Annotated in this window: 11 protein-coding genes and 1 pseudogene; 7 read left to right on the forward strand and 5 right to left on the reverse strand. The window is 64.9% G+C overall.

The annotated features are described in order from the left end of the window. Positions 1–197: pseudogene (locus MOV75_RS08965) on the reverse strand (amidase); the annotation flags it as partial. A gap of 177 nt (positions 198–374) precedes the next feature. Here MOV75_RS08965 and MOV75_RS08970 point away from each other — a divergent pair. The 4 genes from MOV75_RS08970 (at position 375) to MOV75_RS08985 (ending at position 4191) form a co-directional block, all read left to right on the forward strand. Continuing rightward, positions 375–788 (forward strand): Zn-ribbon domain-containing OB-fold protein, encoded by a 414-nt coding sequence (locus tag MOV75_RS08970; protein WP_246929826.1) that lies wholly within the window; start codon positions 375–377, stop codon positions 786–788. A 3-nt stretch (positions 789–791) separates the two neighbouring features. Beyond that, on the forward strand, positions 792–1931 hold the full coding sequence (locus tag MOV75_RS08975; protein ID WP_246929825.1) for a thiolase: 1140 nt from the start codon (positions 792–794) through the stop codon (positions 1929–1931). A gap of 106 nt (positions 1932–2037) precedes the next feature. Further along, positions 2038–2952, forward strand: coding sequence for an SDR family oxidoreductase (locus tag MOV75_RS08980; protein ID WP_246929824.1), 915 nt, complete (start codon positions 2038–2040; stop codon positions 2950–2952). 129 nt (positions 2953–3081) lie between these two features. After that, entirely contained in the window at positions 3082–4191 is a 1110-nt protein-coding gene (locus MOV75_RS08985; protein ID WP_246929823.1) for an SMP-30/gluconolactonase/LRE family protein, read from the forward strand. Between the two features lie 96 nt (positions 4192–4287). Here MOV75_RS08985 and ppc read toward each other — a convergent pair whose 3' ends face one another. After that, positions 4288–7086, reverse strand: a complete 2799-nt coding sequence (ppc, locus tag MOV75_RS08990; RefSeq protein ID WP_247005415.1) for a phosphoenolpyruvate carboxylase — start codon at positions 7084–7086, stop codon at positions 4288–4290. Positions 7087–8445: 1359 nt separating this feature from the next. On the opposite strand from ppc, the gene MOV75_RS08995 reads away from it, so the two are divergent. Further along, positions 8446–9363 (forward strand): NADP-dependent oxidoreductase, encoded by a 918-nt coding sequence (locus MOV75_RS08995; protein WP_246925632.1) that lies wholly within the window; start codon positions 8446–8448, stop codon positions 9361–9363. 132 nt (positions 9364–9495) lie between these two features. On the opposite strand, the gene MOV75_RS09000 is transcribed toward MOV75_RS08995, so the two are convergent. From MOV75_RS09000 to MOV75_RS09010, 3 genes are all read right to left on the reverse strand, one after another. Then, complete coding sequence (locus MOV75_RS09000; protein WP_246925631.1) at positions 9496–9900, reverse strand: YccF domain-containing protein; 405 nt, start codon at positions 9898–9900, stop codon at positions 9496–9498. A gap of 256 nt (positions 9901–10156) precedes the next feature. Beyond that, positions 10157–11701 carry an acyl-CoA synthetase gene (locus tag MOV75_RS09005; RefSeq protein WP_246925630.1) on the reverse strand — a complete coding sequence of 515 codons (1545 nt, stop codon included), beginning with the start codon at positions 11699–11701 and terminating at the stop codon, positions 10157–10159. 158 nt (positions 11702–11859) lie between these two features. After that, entirely contained in the window at positions 11860–12669 is an 810-nt protein-coding gene (locus MOV75_RS09010; RefSeq protein ID WP_246925629.1) for a crotonase/enoyl-CoA hydratase family protein, read from the reverse strand. Positions 12670–12774: 105 nt separating this feature from the next. Here MOV75_RS09010 and MOV75_RS09015 point away from each other — a divergent pair, with 105 nt between their 5' ends. Further along, positions 12775–13647 (forward strand): SDR family oxidoreductase, encoded by an 873-nt coding sequence (locus MOV75_RS09015; RefSeq protein ID WP_246925628.1) that lies wholly within the window; start codon positions 12775–12777, stop codon positions 13645–13647. Positions 13648–13901: 254 nt separating this feature from the next. Next, positions 13902–14997, forward strand: a 1096-nt coding sequence (locus tag MOV75_RS09020; protein ID WP_247005417.1) for an AMP-binding protein, incomplete at its 3' end; no start/stop codon positions are given.

Genomic DNA, 14997 nt, shown 5'->3' on the forward strand with positions numbered 1-14997 from the left:
GCCTTGGCCTTGCGAAGGCCGTCCATCGCGTCGGCGGCCGCGAGCGCGGCGTCCTTGTCGACATGGATGAAGGCGCGCTGGCCCTCCCCAGTGGGATCGGCGATCCTGGCGATACAGGCCTCGACCAGCTTGCGGGCGGTGGTGCGGCCGCTTTCGAGGTCCTCGGCGAGCTTCGCCAGTGTCGGAAATTCGGGCATGTCTGTCTCACGGAATATTGTCGCGCGCAATCTATAGCGCTGCCTCAGTTCGACACAAGCATTGTGCGCATGATGGCATGCATGCGTATTGCTGGACCGTTGACGCACCATGGTCGATTGTCGCATCAAGATCGAAACAGGCAGGCGTGAAGCCTGTCTCTTGGAGGAGCCGCCGAGATGGCCGAACCGCAGCGCGCGCGACCGAAACCGACGCCGGAGACCCAGCATTTCTGGGACGGCACGAAGGCGGGCGAACTGCGCCTGCAACGCTGCGACGCCTGCGCGCATGTCTACTTCCCGCCGCGCCCGTTCTGCCCGTCCTGCGCCTCGCGCAAGGTTTCAGTCTTCAAGGCGAGCGGCAAGGGCTTCCTCTACAGCTACGTGATCAACCATCGTCCCGCCGCGCCCGGCTTCACGCCGCCTTATGCGATCGCGGTGGTCGAGCTCGACGAGGGGCCGCGCTTGATGAGCAACATCATCGACTGCCCGCAGACGCCGGAAGCGCTCGAGCTCGACATGAAGCTCGAGGTCGCCTTCCAGGCGCTCGACGACAAGATCACCCTCCCCGTCTTCCGTCCGGCGAAGGGGTAGACCATGCGCAGCAACCAGGTTGCCGTCGTCGGCGCGGCCGAGACCACCGAGCTTGGAATCATCCCCAACGCCTCGCAGCTTCAGCTTCACGCCGATGCGGCGCTCAATGCCATCGCCGATGCCGGGCTGAAGCTGTCCGATATCGACGGCTTCGCCACCGCGGTCGAAACGCCGCAGCAGGTCTGCCATTATCTCGGCATCAAGCCGACCTGGGTGGACGGCACCTCGGTCGGCGGCTGCTCGTTCATGCTGCACGTCCGCCACGCGGCCGCGGCGATCGAGGCCGGCCTGTGCAAGACCGTGCTGATCACGCATGCCGAGAGCGGCAAGTCGATGATCGGCAAGCTGCCGCGCTCGACGCCGGCCGACAGCCTCAACGGCCAGTTCGAGGCGCCCTACGGCGTCTACGGTCCGCCCAGCATGTTCCCGATTCCCGTGCTGCGCTTCATGAAGACCTACGGCATCACGCACGAGCAGCTGGCCTCGGTCGCCGTGGTGCAGCGGGAATGGGCGGCGAAGAATCCGCGCGCGATGATGAAGGACCCGATCACCGTCGCCGACGTGCTCAACTCGCGCATGATCGCCTATCCGTTTCGCCTGTTGCAGTGCTGCCTCGTCACCGACGGCGGCGGTGCGCTGATCCTGACCTCGGCCGAGCGCGCCAGGGATTTCCCGCGCAAGCCCGTCTACATCATGGGCACCGGCGAGAGCGTGGAAACGCCGATGGTCAGCCAGATGGAGACCTTCAATTCCTCGCGCGCGTTCAAGACCGCGGGGCCGCTGGCCTTCAAGGAGGCCGGCATTGCGCACGGGGATGTCGACCATCTCATGATCTACGACGCGTTCGCGCATCTGCCGCTGTTCGGCCTCGGCGATCTCGGCTTCATGCCGCATGAGGAGACCGGCAAGTTCATCGCGGATGGCAACACGCGCCCCGGCGGGAAGTTGCCGCTCAACACCAATGGCGGCGGATTGAGCTACATGCATTCGGGCATGTATGGCATGTACGCGCTGCAGGAGAGCGTGCGGCAAATGCGCGGCATCGCGCCGGCGCAGGTGCCGAATGCGAGGATTTCGGTGTGTCACGGCGTCGGCGGCATGTTCGCCGCGAGTGGCACGATCGTGTTTACGAACGAGAAGTAACGCACCGTCATTCCGGGGCGCGCGCAGCGCGAACCCGGAATCTCGAGATTCCGGGTCTGGTGCTTCGCACCATCCCGGAATGACGGGCACAACAGGAGGCACCCACATGAGCAAATCACTGCAGGACAAGGTCATCATCGTCACCGGCGCAGGCCGCGGTATCGGGCGCGAGATCGCGCTGCTCTGTGCGGCGGAAGGCGCCAAGGTCGTCGTCAACGATCCCGGCGGCGCCTCCGACGGCGCCGGCGCCAACGCGGCACCGGCCGAAGAAGTCGTCGAGGAGATCAAGAAGCGCGGCGGCACTGCGGTCGCCAATTTCGAGTCGGTCGCCGAAGCCATCCCCGCCAGCAAGATCGTGAAGACCGCGACCGACCATTTCGGCCGGCTCGACGGTGTCGTCAACAATGCCGGCATTTTGCGCGACATGATCTTCCACAAGATGAGCGTGGAGGCGTTCGAGGCCGTCATCAAGGTCCATCTGATGGGCTCGTTCTACGTCAGCCACGCCGCCGCGCGCATCTTCCGCGAGCAGGAGTCGGGCTCCTTCGTGCACTTCACCTCGACTTCCGGCCTGATCGGCAACTTCGGCCAGGCCAACTACGCCGCCGCCAAGCTCGGCATCGTCGGTCTTTCCAAGTCGATCGCGCTCGACATGGGCCGCTTCAACGTCCGCTCCAACTGCGTCTCGCCGTTCGCCTGGACCCGCATGATCGGTACCATCCCGACCGAGACCGAGGCGGAGAAGGCGCGGGTCGAGAAGATCAAGCAGATGGGACCGGAAAAGATCGCCCCGCTCTGCGGCTATCTGATCTCCGATTCCGCCAAGGACGTCACGGGCCAGATCTTTGGCGTGCGCATGAACGAGATCTTCCTGTTCAGCCAGAACAGGCCGATCCGCTCGGTGCAGCGGGCCGAAGGCTGGACGCCGCAGTCGATCGCCGAACACGGCATGCCGGCGCTGAAGGGCTCGTTCTACAAGCTCGACCGCTCGGCCGACATCTTCACCTGGGATCCCGTGTAGGGATCCCGTCCAGCCGCATTTCCGGCATCCCTGCCCTGCGATCTCTGGTTGTCTCGGCCGGAGATCGCCCCGCTTTACGCCCGAATGCGGGCGAATGGTGCCCTCCCAACGCAACTTTGGGAGGAAACCATGACAAGAATAGTGACCAACTCCGGCGACACCGCTGTAACGAGCGGCCTCGGCCGCCGGACTCTCCTCAAAGGCACGGCGGCTCTCGCGGCCACTGCCCTCGCCTCGCGCGCCGAGGCCCGCGACTTCGGCGCCAATGCCGAGCCGCAACGCTATCCCGACCCTGATATCGTCGCCATCGACCCCAAGCGCTTCAAGGCCAAGGTCGGCAACACCGCGATCAAGCGGCTCTATACCGGCTGCCTCTGGGCGGAGGGGCCGGCATGGAATGCGCAGGGGCAATATCTCGTCTGGAGCGACATCCCGGCCAACCGGCAGCTTCGCTATCTCGACGACGACGGCCACATCTCCGAGCAGTTCCACAAACCGTCGAATGAGGCCAACGGCAATTCGTTCGACACCGAGGGACGCCAGCTCAGCGCCGAGCGCACGCGCCTTGTCCGCTACGAGCATGACGGCTCGACCACGACGCTGGCCGAGCAGGCCAATGGCAAGCCGCTCAACGGCCCGAACGACATGGTCGTGCATCCAAACGACAAGGCAATCTGGTTCACCGATCCCGGTTACGGCGCGATCAGCATCTACGAGGGCAAGCTCGCCAATACCGGCTCGCTGCAGCCGCATCAGAAGGAAGCGGTCTATCGCCTGGACCCCCAGACCGGGCAGGTCGCGAAGGTCGCGGACGAGCCGTTCAAGCCCAACGGCATCGCCTTCAGCCACGACTACAAGAAGCTCTATGTCTGCGACACCGGCATCACGCATTATCCGCAGGCCGAGAATGTGGTGTGGTCCTACGACATCGACGGAGCCAAGCTCTCGAACCCGAAGCGGCTGATCGACATGAAGCTCGAGGGCAAGTCGGGCTTCCCCGACGGCCTGCGCGTCGACACCGAAGGCAATATCTGGGTCGGTGCCGGCTGGGTCGGACCCGGCTATGACGGCGTGCAGGTGTTCGCACCGAACGACGGCGCGCGCATCGGGCAAATCCTCCTGCCCGAGACCTGCGCCAATGTCTGCTTCGGCGGCAGGAAGCGCAACCGCCTGTTCATGACCGCGAGCCAGTCGCTGTATGCGGTCTATGTGGAGACGCAGGGGGCGCATTTCTGTTGAGTGCAGACTGTCATTCCGGGGCGATGCGAAGCATCGAACCCGGAATCTCGAGGTTCCGGGCTCGCCCTTCGGGCGCCCCGGAACGACGGGATGAGATCAACCGGTATTCCGCAACCCCGCCGAGATCCCGTTGATCGTCAGCTGAATTCCGCGCAGCACCTGCTCGTCCGGGTTCTGCGCGCGGTGCTCCCTCAGCAGCTCGACCTGCACGTGGTTGAGCGGATCGAGATAGGGGAAGCGGTGGCGGACCGAGCGCTCCAGCAGCGGATTGCCCTGCAGCAGCCGGTCCTGCCCCATGATGTCGAGCAGCGTCTCGATGCAGGAATGCCATTCGCGGCGGATGCGGCCGAAGATCTTTTCGCGCAGGGCTTCGTCCGGCACGAGCTCGGCATAGCGCGAGGCGATCGCGATCGAGCTTTTCGCCAGCACCATGTCCATGTTCGACAACAGCATGCGGAAGAACGGCCATTCCTTGTAGAGCTCTTTCAGGAACGGCATGCCCTTTTCGGGATGATCTGCGATCCATTGCTCGACCGCGCTGCCAAAGCCGTACCAGCCCGGCAGCATCAGGCGGCATTGCGCCCAGGAGAACACCCAGGGAATCGCGCGCAGATCCTCGATCGCACGGGTCTTCTTGCGCGAGGCCGGACGGCTGCCGATGTTGAGCGTTGCGATCTCGTTGATCACGGTGGAGGCCCAGAAATAATCGACGAAGCCGTCAGTCTCGTAGACGAGGCCGCGATAGGCCTTGAAGGCGAGGTTCGACAATTCGTCCATCGCGGTCAGATATTCCCGGCGCGGCGCGCTCTGGCGCGGATTGAGCAGGCTCGCTTCCAGCGTTGCCGCGGCGAGAATCTCCAGATTGTTGCGGCCGACCTCGGCGTTGGAATATTTCGACGAGATGATCTCGCCCTGCTCGGTGATGCGGATCTGCCCGTTCACCGCGCCGCCCGGCTGGGCGATGATGGCGTCATAACTCGGACCGCCGCCGCGGCCGACCGAACCGCCGCGGCCGTGAAACAGGCGCAGGCGCACGTGGTGGCGCTCGAACACCTCGACGAGACCGATCTCGGCCTTGTAGAGCTCCCAGCCCGAGGTGACGAAGCCGCCATCCTTGTTGCTGTCGGAATAGCCGAGCATGACCTCCTGCACGCTGCCGCGGCTGTCGACGAGGCGTCGGTAATCGTGCAGCGACAGCATGCGGTCCATGATGCCGCTTGAGGCTTGCAAATCCTCGATGGTCTCGAACAGCGGCACGATGTTGATGGCGCTGCGGCCGGAGGGATGGACGAGGCCGACCTCCTTCAAGAGCACCGCGACCTCGAGCATGTCGGACATGCCCTTGCACATCGAGATGATGCATTGGGGAATGGCGTCCGAGCCGAACTTGGCATGCGCCTCCGCGGCCGCATGGAACACGTTGAGCTCGCCCATGGTCTCGTCGCTGTACTTGACGAAGGGCGAGACCAGCGCGCGCGTCGAGCGCAGCTCGTTCGTGAGCAGCGAGATGCGGGCATCCTCGCCGAGCGCGAGATAGGACATGCCGGGGTTGGCGGCATCCATCAGCTCGGCGATGGTGCGTTCGTGCACCGCCGAGTTCTGGCGGATGTCGAGCCGGGCGAGATGGAAGCCGAAACAATCCACCGCGCGCCGGAGCAGCCGCAGCCGGCCGCGGGCGATGACGCGCGCATTGTTGGAGATCAGCGAGCGGTGCAGCACGTCGAGATCGGCCTGCAGCTCCCTGACGCTCCCGTAAGGCGCGCCCTTGCCGACCGGCCTGCGCGTGATCTCGACCTCGAGCATTTCGGCCGTCGCGGTCAGGCGCGCATAGATGCCTGACACCGCGAGGCGATAGGGCTCGCCGCTCCGGTGCGGTGAGGTATCCGGCGAGCGCTCCGCCAGGTTACGCAGCTCCTCGGAGACGTCGGCCAGATGGGCCGCGATCGACAGCTCCGAGCCGAGCACGTGCAGCTCGTTGAGATAAAACTGCATGACACGGCTCGACTGCAGCCGCAGCGTGCCGCGCATGACGTCGGCGGTGACGAAGGGATTGCCGTCGCGGTCGCCGCCGATCCAGCTGCCCATGCGCAGGAACGAGGCGAGCTCGCCCGCCGCTTGCTCGCCGCCCTCCTCGAGCCGGTCCTCCAGCGCGTTGACCAGGCGCGGCACCTCGCGCAGGAAGGTGTAATCGTAGAACGACAGGCCGTTGGCGACTTCGTCGAGCACCGTGAGCTTGGTCCGGCGCAACAGGTTGGTCTGCCACAGCGTCAGCACCTCGCGGCGAAGCTGCTCGTCGCTGGCATCTGCCTCCTCCGGCGTGAGCGCGACGCGCTCGCGCCGATCCAGCAGCGCGGCGACCTCCATCTCGCGGTCCATCGTGCTCTTGCGGCGGACCTCGGTCGGGTGCGCGGTCAGCACGGGGCTGACGAGAGCGCCCTTGAAGAACTTCCGCAGTTCCGACGCGCTCACGCCCGCACTCTTGGCATTCGCCAGCGTGCCCGCGAGCACCCCTGCCCCGCCGCTCCTCGAGGCGCTGCGTGCGCGCATCTGGCGGATGTTGTTGTGGTCCTCAGCGATGTTGGCAAGGTGCGAGAAATAGCTGAAGGCGCGCACGATCCGCAGGGTGTCCGGGATCGACATGCCGTCCAGGATCTGCTCGAGCTCGCGGCGGGCAAGCCGGTCCTCGTCGCGATGGAACCGGATCGAGGTCTGCCGGATGCGCTCGACCAGGTCGAACACGTCGGCGCCCTCCTGGTCGCGCACGGTGTCGCCGAGGATGCGCCCGAGCAAGCGGATGTCGTCCCGCAGCCGCGTCTCCGCTTCCGTGGCCTGAACGTCCTCGGGACGGTTGGGGCGCGGCTCAGCGCTATCGGATGGAATGGTCTGGAGGGACATGGCTCGCTCTCCTTGCAGAGCTCCCTGCGGCTCCCCGGCCTGTCGAGTGTGCGATATTTTTCTACCGCAGCGCAAGATGAACTTGGGAGCGCCGCACACTGCCGTCGCCGCTCGTGTCCCGGACCCGCTGCAACGCCCTTAAGAATCGAAGACGCGCGTAAATGCGCAGAGCCGGGACCCAGGAAGCTACTAAAAGCATACTGCCGAAATATGGGCCCCGGCTCAGCAGCGCACCACGCTGCCAAGACGCGCCGCGTTGCGCTGCGTCCGGGGCACGAGTGCTGCAATCTCGTCAATAAACATGCCTTCGCGGTCTCGCGGCGCGTTCCGCCCGAGCTTTGCTGTCCGTTTCGCCCTCATCAGGAAGAAAGGGCGCAGGGAAGGCCGGGTGCCGGCTGGGCACCCAGGGTCCGCACGCGAAGAACGCACGCGGGGTGACCACAGGTGACGCCGGGACATCCCGGCCTTCCCTGCGCAATGGTTTTACGGCTTATGGCGCGCTCTCCCCGGGGAGCGATGCACTATTGCCCCCGTCGCCTTGCGGATCACTGATGCGCGCGCCCGGTTGGGCCGCTTCATCACCGCAAGCCTTGACGCACAGACCCCGGGCGTCAGGACCACACGCTTTTGCCGTCCGCGGACGTCCCCTCCCAAACTTCGAAGGCTCGCGCGTGCTCGCCCCCGACGCCGAAAAGAAACGCTGTGACCGCACCGGGTCGTGCCGCGGATCGTGATGGCTCACGAGGTTCGCCCGCCCTGCCATCCCGTCACGCGCCGGCGCTGCCGCGTCCATCGCATCCCGGCCTACGTATCGTGACGATCGCGAAACGTCCCTCTGACGGGCCGGGATGTGTTGCGGTTTACCCGAAACAACGAATTCGGTCAATCAGAATATCTGGGAGGCGCGCCCTTGACCTGCATGTGGCGTGTGTCGCCCGTCGGGTGACGCGAGGAATTGTGTGGGCAGCACCGACCGAGCGGGCTCGCATCGCAGCGCAGGGCGCGTAGGATGGGTTGAGCCCTTGCGAAACCCGTCATACCTCGACATCGATGGACGGATTGATGGGTTTCGCTGGCGCTCTCCCCATCCTACGAGCTCAATCTGTTCGCCGTCTCAATGCGCTTGGTACAGCAAGAATTTGCAATCTTGGTACTGGTTTCATGACCAGGCCCAACGCATCTACCTGCTAGTACCACGACCGAAGCGATCCCGATCGACAGTCTCAGTGGGAGCCCCGGTCAATGCAGACAGCGCAGATCGCAGACACGTCCACACTGTCAGGCATTTTGTGGATAGCGGGCGCGTTCACGCTGCCTGCAGCAGTTGCACCAGGAGACAATGACCGAGGAGATAATCCTATGAAGGCGATCGTCGTAACGGAACGGGCGGCGGGAACGGCAGGGATGAAACTGGTGGACCGGCCCGAGCCGCAGGCATCGATAAACGACGTCGTTGTTCGGGTTCATGCGTCGGGGTTTGTTCCGACCGAGCTGACGTGGCCCTCGACCTGGACCGATCGCCTCGAGCGTGACCGAACACCGTCGATCCCTGGGCACGAGTTGGCTGGAGTGGTCACCGCTCTCGGATATGGCACTACGGGGCTGTCGGTAGGACAGCGGGTGTTTGGCCTCGCGGACTGGTATCGCGACGGCACGCTCGCCGAGTATGCGGCGATCGAGGCACGCAACCTGGCGCCGCTCCCCGGTGACGTCGACTTCACGGTGGGCGCAAGCCTGCCGGTCTCGGGCCTAACCGCATGGCAAGGGCTGTTCCAGCACGGTCGTCTTCAGGCGGGGCAGAGCGTCCTCGCACACGGCGCGGCCGGCGCAGTCGGTTCCATGGTGACGCAACTCGCGCGAGAGGCCGGCGCCCACGTCATCGGCTCCGGACGCGCCGCCGACCGTCAGGCAGTGCTCGGCTTCGGCGCGAAGGAGTTCGTCGACCTCGACAACGACGCCCTGGAAGACATCGGCAAAGTCGACCTGGTGTTCGATGTCATCGGCGGCGACATTCAGAAGCGGTCCGCAGAACTGATTCGGGCCGGAGGAACACTGGTCACCATCGTCGGGCCCGCAGAGGCGCGCCCCTCCGACGGCCTGGCGGTCGACTTTGTCGTCGAGGCCGATCGTGCCCAACTGAGTGAGATCGTCCAGCGGGTGCGGGACGGACGACTGCGGACGAACATCGGCAACGTCTCGATCTTCGACGATGCGGTCGCTGCCTTAAACCCGACCGGGCGACGCAAGGGGAATACGATCATTCGCGTTCGTCCCTGAGGGAGCATGCCCATTGATGTACGCAGCACAGGATGGGTTGAGCCCTTGCGAAACCCGTCTTGCTTCGTCATCGGCGGACGGTTTGATGGGTTTCGCTGGCGCTCTACCCATCCTACGAACGACGACTTCGCCTCAAGCCGGCACGATCACCTTGCCGATCGGCCAGAGCGCGATGCCGGCGAGCTTCAGATGCGCCCAGGCAAAGGGAAGGCCGATGATCGTGACCGCGAGGACCAGTGCCGTCACGAGATGGCCGAGCGCCAGCCACCAGCCGGCGAGCACGAACCAGATGATGTTGCCGATCAGCCCGAGCGGGCCGGTGCCGATATCGCTCATGCCGGTGACATCGTAGCGGCTGACCGCTCGCGAGCCGAACGGCAGCAGCGTGTAGACGGCGATGTTGAACGCCGCCCGCGCCCAGGGCAGGCCGATGATGGTGACGGCCATGATGATCGCGGCGATCAGCCAGCCGAACGCCATCCAGGCGCCGCCGATCAGGATCCAGAGGATGTTGAGAATGATGGAAACGGGAGCCATGGGATGATCCGGGAGGTCAATGGTTCCGCTTATATAGGGTCGAAATCTGTCTCTGCTAAGACGGCGGCGTAGCCCGGATGAGCGCAGCGACATCCGGGGTCTTATCTTTCACTGTCCCGGGTATCGCTTCCTCTCACCCGGGCTGCTGTCAGTATCTCGTAGGGTGGGCAAAGGCGCGCTTGCGCCGTGCCCACGATCTGTCTCCGTAAGCGAAATCTGGTGGGCACGCTTCCGCTTTGCCCACCCTACGGCACTGTCAGATTTTGCGCCCCGCCTGCTCCCAATAGGGATCGCGCAGGCGGCGCTTGAAGATTTTTCCGGAATCCTCGCGCGGCAACCCGCTACGGATCTCGATGTGCTTGGGCACCTTGTAGTCGGCCAGATGCGCCTTCAGCGCGGCGCGGACGTCGCCGGCCTCCAGCGTGACGCCCGCCTGCGGCTCAACCACGGCCATGAGCGCCTCGCCGAACTCGGCGTCGGGGATGCCGAACACCGCGCAATCATGCACGCCGGGCACCGCGTGCAGCACCGATTCGATCTCCGCCGGATAGATGTTGACGCCGCCCGAGATCACCATGTCGCGCTTGCGGTCGCAGATGAAGACGTAACCGTCCTCGTCGATATAGCCGACGTCGCCGGAGGTGATGAAGCCGTCGCGGTCGATCTCGGCGCGCTTCTCCGGCTTGTTGTGATAGGTGAAATCGGCCAGTTCGGCCATGCGCGAATAAATCTCGCCGATCTCACCAGCCGGCAGCACGCGGCCGTCTTCACCGAGGAAGCGCAGCTCCGCGCCGGGCGAAATCTTGCCGACGGTGCCCGGCTTTCTCAGCGCGTCCTCGGAGGTGGCGAAGGTGACCGCGCTGGATTCGGTCGAGCCATAGAATTCGTAGATCACCGGCCCCCACCAATCGATCATGGCGCGCTTGACGTCGGAGGGACACGGCGCTGCGGCATGGATGACGTGGCGCAGCGACGAGACGTCGTACTTCCTGCGCACCTCCTCCGGCAGCTTCATCAGGCGGATGAACATGGTCGGCACCATGAAGATGGTGTCGATCCCATAACGTTCGATCAGCTCCAGGAATTCCTCCGGCTCGAAGCGCGGCATCAGCACCAGCGCGCCGCCGAGCTTGCCGGCGCGGATGCCGAACGAGTTCGGCGCGGAATGATAGAGCGGGCCCGGCAGGATCGCGCGGGCACCGGGCTTGAGCCCATAGATCATCGCGCGCATGCGCTCGCCGGCCGCCTGCTGATCCGGCGTCGGCGCGTGGCGGCGGACACCCTTGGGATGGCCTGTCGTCCCCGAGGTGTAGATCATGTTCATCGGCTGCGGCACGATTGGGCCGTCATAGGGCTCATGCTGCGCGAGCCAGGATTCGAAATCGATCGCGAAGCCAGGTGTCGCCAGATGATCCGGATCGATCCTGTAGTTGGACAGGATCTCCGGCGGCGTCGGCACGCTCAGCAGGGTGACGCCCTTCGGAATGGCATCGCGCAGGGCGTGCAGCATGTCCGCATGCCCGATCAGCACCGAGGTACCGGTGTCGTTCAGGATGTAGTTGATCTCTTCGGGCTTGAAGTGCCAGTTGATCGGCACGCCATAGGCACCCAGCCGCATCGCGGCATAGGCGGCTTCCAGAAAAGCGATGTCGTTGCGCATCAGCATGCAGACGCAATCGCCTGGGCGGACGCCGATCTTGGCGAGGCCGGCGGCGATGCGGTCCGCACGGGCCGCGATTTCAGTGTGGGTGCGTCGGCGCTCGCCGGAGACGATGCCGAGGAAGTCTGACGTTTCGCTCATTTTTGTTTTCCGATCTTTCGTCGGGTTCGAGAATGCGGCCAAACCTACGGTCGTCATTCCGTGATGCCCGAAGCCGCAGGCCCGGAATCCATACTCCCGATCGCGGTTATGGATTCCGGGCTCGATGCTTCGCATCGCCCCGGAATGACGGGGAACTGCTAGTCTGCATACTTCGCCGCGCGCTTCTCCAGATTCGATCTCACAGCTTCGGTCTGGTTCGCGCTGCCGATCAGCTTCTGCTGCTCGACCGACTCGGCGAGCAGTGCAGGACCCGGATCGACCGAGAGATTGTTCAGCAGGCGCTTCGCCGCGCGGATCGCATCCGGGCTCTTGCCCGCGATCTCGCGCGCGACCTCCAGGGCGCTGGCGCGCGGGTCGTCGCAGATGCGCGTGGCGAGGCCGTACGTCATCGCCTCCTGCGCGGAGAAGATGCGGCCGGTGTAGGTGAGATCGCGCAAAATATCGTCGCGCACGAGCGAGGCCAGGATTGGCGTGCCCGCCATATCAGGGATGAGGCCCCATTTGATCTCCATCACCGACATCCGCGCGTCCGCCGAGAGAAACCGCATGTCGGCGCCGAGTGAGAGCTGGAAGCCGCCGCCGAAGGCGACACCGTGCACGGCCGCGATCACAGGCACCGGCAGCTGGCGCCAGCCCCACACCGCCTGTTGCGCGAAGTTGGCCTGCCCATGCGTCCGCTTGGTGAGATCGCGATTTTCGCCACCCGGAATTCCGTTGCCGCCCTTCTCCTTCATGGCGGCAAAACGCCCCATGTCGAGCCCGGCGCAGAAGGCCCGGCCTTCGCCCGACAGCACGACCACGCGCACGCCTTTTTCCTTCGAAAGCCGGTCGGTTGCGGCGACAAGGGCCTCGAACATCGCCTGATCCAGCGCGTTCATCTTGTCCGCGCGCACCAGGCGCACGTCGGCGACGCCTTCCGAGATCGAGATCGAGACGCGCTCTTCCATGGACGAATTCTCCCCTGTTCTTGTTCAGTGCCGCTTTACAGGACGCTGGTAGCCGGATTTAGTCAATCGACCAATTAACTGACAATCCCTACGGGGGAAACAGCCATGTTCAAGGAAAATCTTCTGGCCGGCCGGCGCATTCTCGTGACCGGTGGCGGCACAGGTCTCGGCAAGTCGATGGCAGCGCGCTTCCTTCAGCTCGGCGCGGAGGTGCACATCTGCGGCCGGCGCAAGATCGTCTGCGATGAGACCGCGACCGAATTGATGGATCAGTATGGCGGCCGCGTCACCAGCCATGGTGTCGACATCCGCAACGCGCTCGCTGTCGAGGAGATGATCGAGACCATCTTTCGCGACGGCCCCCTCACCGATCTCATCAACAACGCCGCCGGCAATTTCATCTCGCGCAGCGAGGAGCTGTCGCCGCGCGGCTTCGACGCGGTCGCCAACATCGTCATGCACGGCACGTTCTATGTGACGCATGCGGTCGGCAAGCGCTGGATCGCCTTGAAGCAGCCCGGCAATGTCGTGTCGATCACGACCACCTGGGTGCGCAACGGCTCGCCCTATGTCGTGCCGTCGGCGATGAGCAAGTCGGCGATCCACGCCATGACGATGTCGCTTGCGACCGAATGGGGCCGATACGGCATCCGCCTCAACACCATCGCGCCGGGTGAGATCCCGACCGAGGGCATGAGCAAGCGGATCAAGCCGGGCGACGAGGCCGGCGCCCGCACCAAGGCGATGAACCCGATGGGCCGCGTCGGCACCATGGAGGAGTTGCAGAACGTCGCCGTGTTCCTGATCTCCGGCGGCTGCGACTGGATCTCCGGCGAGACCATCGCCATGGACGGCGCGCAGGCGCTCGCCATGGGCGGCAATTTCTACCAGCTCCGCGACTGGAGCGACGACGACTGGAAGACCGCGCGCGAGAGCATCATGGCGCAGAACGAGAAGGACCGGGCGAAGCGGGGGTGATGCTCGCTCGTGCCCCGGACGCAGCGCAGCGCGCCCCCGGCGATGCGGACATCGTCCGGTACGGCGTGGTGCGCTGCTGAGCCGGGGCCTAGCACGCTTCGCGGACACAGGAGAATGGGTCCCGGCTCTGCGCAGCAGCGCAAGCGCTGCAGCGCGTCCGGGACACGGAACCATCGATTCCCCTCTCCGCCTTGTCTTCACCCGCAGATGACGCCACACTCCCAGGCATAAAAACAAGACGCCACGGGAGAAACATGTCCATACAGCCATTGGCGAACCTCGCCGACATGGTGCGCGAGCGGGCGACGAGCCGCGGCAACGCCACCGCCTATGAGTTCGAGGGCCGCGTCACCAGCTTTGCCGAGTTCGACGTCAACACGAACAAGGTTGCCAACGCGCTTCTCGCGATGGGCGTGAAAAAGGGCGAACGCATCGCCTATCTCGGCAAGAACAGCGATCTCTATTTCGAACTCTTGCTGGGCTCCATGAAGGCCGGCGTGGTGATGGCGCCGGTGAATTGGCGGCTGGCGGGGCCCGAGGTTGCCTTCATCGTCGAAGACTGCAAGGCGCCGGTTCTGTTCGTCGGGCCGGAGTTCATCACACAGGTCCGCCAGATCAAGAACCAGCTGCCGGGCGTGCGCACGATCATCACCACCGAGGGCGGTGCGCCGGAGTGGCAGGATTTTGCGGCGTGGCGCGATGCGCAGAGCGGGGACGATCCGAAGGTCCCGATCGACAGCCGCGACATCGCGATCCAGCTCTACACATCCGGCACCACGGGCAAGCCGAAGGGCGCGATGCTGTCGCATGCCAACTTCCTCAACCTCGTGCAATCAGGCAATGCCGAGGATAAACCGGAGTGGAACCGGTGGTCGACCGACGACGTGTCGCTGGTGGCCATGCCGGTCTTCCATATCGGCGGCTCCGGCTGGGGCGTGATGGGGCTCTATCACGGCGCCCGCGGCGTGATCGCCCGCGAGTTCGATCCGACCAAGGTGCTGGATTTCTTCGAGCAGTCGGGCATCACAAAACTGTTCATGGTGCCGGCCGCGATGCAGTTCGTGGTGCGGCAGCCGCGCGCCAGGACGGTCGATTTCTCGCGGCTGAAATACATGCTCTATGGCGCCTCGCCTATACCGGCGGCGCTGCTGAAGGAGTGCATCGAGGTCTTCAAATGCGGCTTCGTGCAATTGTACGGCATGACCGAGACCACCGGCACCATCGTCGCGCTGCCGCCGGAGGATCACGTCGAAGGGCTGGAGCGGATGCGCTCGGCCGGCAAGGCCCTGCCGGGCGTCGAGATCGCGATCCTGGATGTGGACGGCAAGCCGCTGCCGCCGCGCGAGGTCG

The organism is Bradyrhizobium sp. PRIMUS42 (assembly GCF_023006515.1).
GTDB lineage: Bacteria > Pseudomonadota > Alphaproteobacteria > Rhizobiales > Xanthobacteraceae > Bradyrhizobium.

Bases quoted from the DNA above. Each gene is read 5' to 3' on its own strand.
- MOV75_RS08970 (WP_246929826.1), top strand. From the start codon at position 375: ATGGCCGAACCGCAGCGCGCGCGACCGAAACCGACGCCGGAGACCCAG.
- MOV75_RS08975 (WP_246929825.1), top strand. From the start codon at position 792: ATGCGCAGCAACCAGGTTGCCGTCGTCGGCGCGGCCGAGACCACCGAG.
- MOV75_RS08980 (WP_246929824.1), top strand. From the start codon at position 2,038: ATGAGCAAATCACTGCAGGACAAGGTCATCATCGTCACCGGCGCAGGC.
- MOV75_RS08985 (WP_246929823.1), top strand. From the start codon at position 3,082: ATGACAAGAATAGTGACCAACTCCGGCGACACCGCTGTAACGAGCGGC.
- ppc (WP_247005415.1), bottom strand. From the start codon at position 7,086: ATGTCCCTCCAGACCATTCCATCCGATAGCGCTGAGCCGCGCCCCAAC.
- MOV75_RS08995 (WP_246925632.1), top strand. From the start codon at position 8,446: ATGAAGGCGATCGTCGTAACGGAACGGGCGGCGGGAACGGCAGGGATG.
- MOV75_RS09000 (WP_246925631.1), bottom strand. From the start codon at position 9,900: ATGGCTCCCGTTTCCATCATTCTCAACATCCTCTGGATCCTGATCGGC.
- MOV75_RS09005 (WP_246925630.1), bottom strand. From the start codon at position 11,701: ATGAGCGAAACGTCAGACTTCCTCGGCATCGTCTCCGGCGAGCGCCGA.
- MOV75_RS09010 (WP_246925629.1), bottom strand. From the start codon at position 12,669: ATGGAAGAGCGCGTCTCGATCTCGATCTCGGAAGGCGTCGCCGACGTG.
- MOV75_RS09015 (WP_246925628.1), top strand. From the start codon at position 12,775: ATGTTCAAGGAAAATCTTCTGGCCGGCCGGCGCATTCTCGTGACCGGT.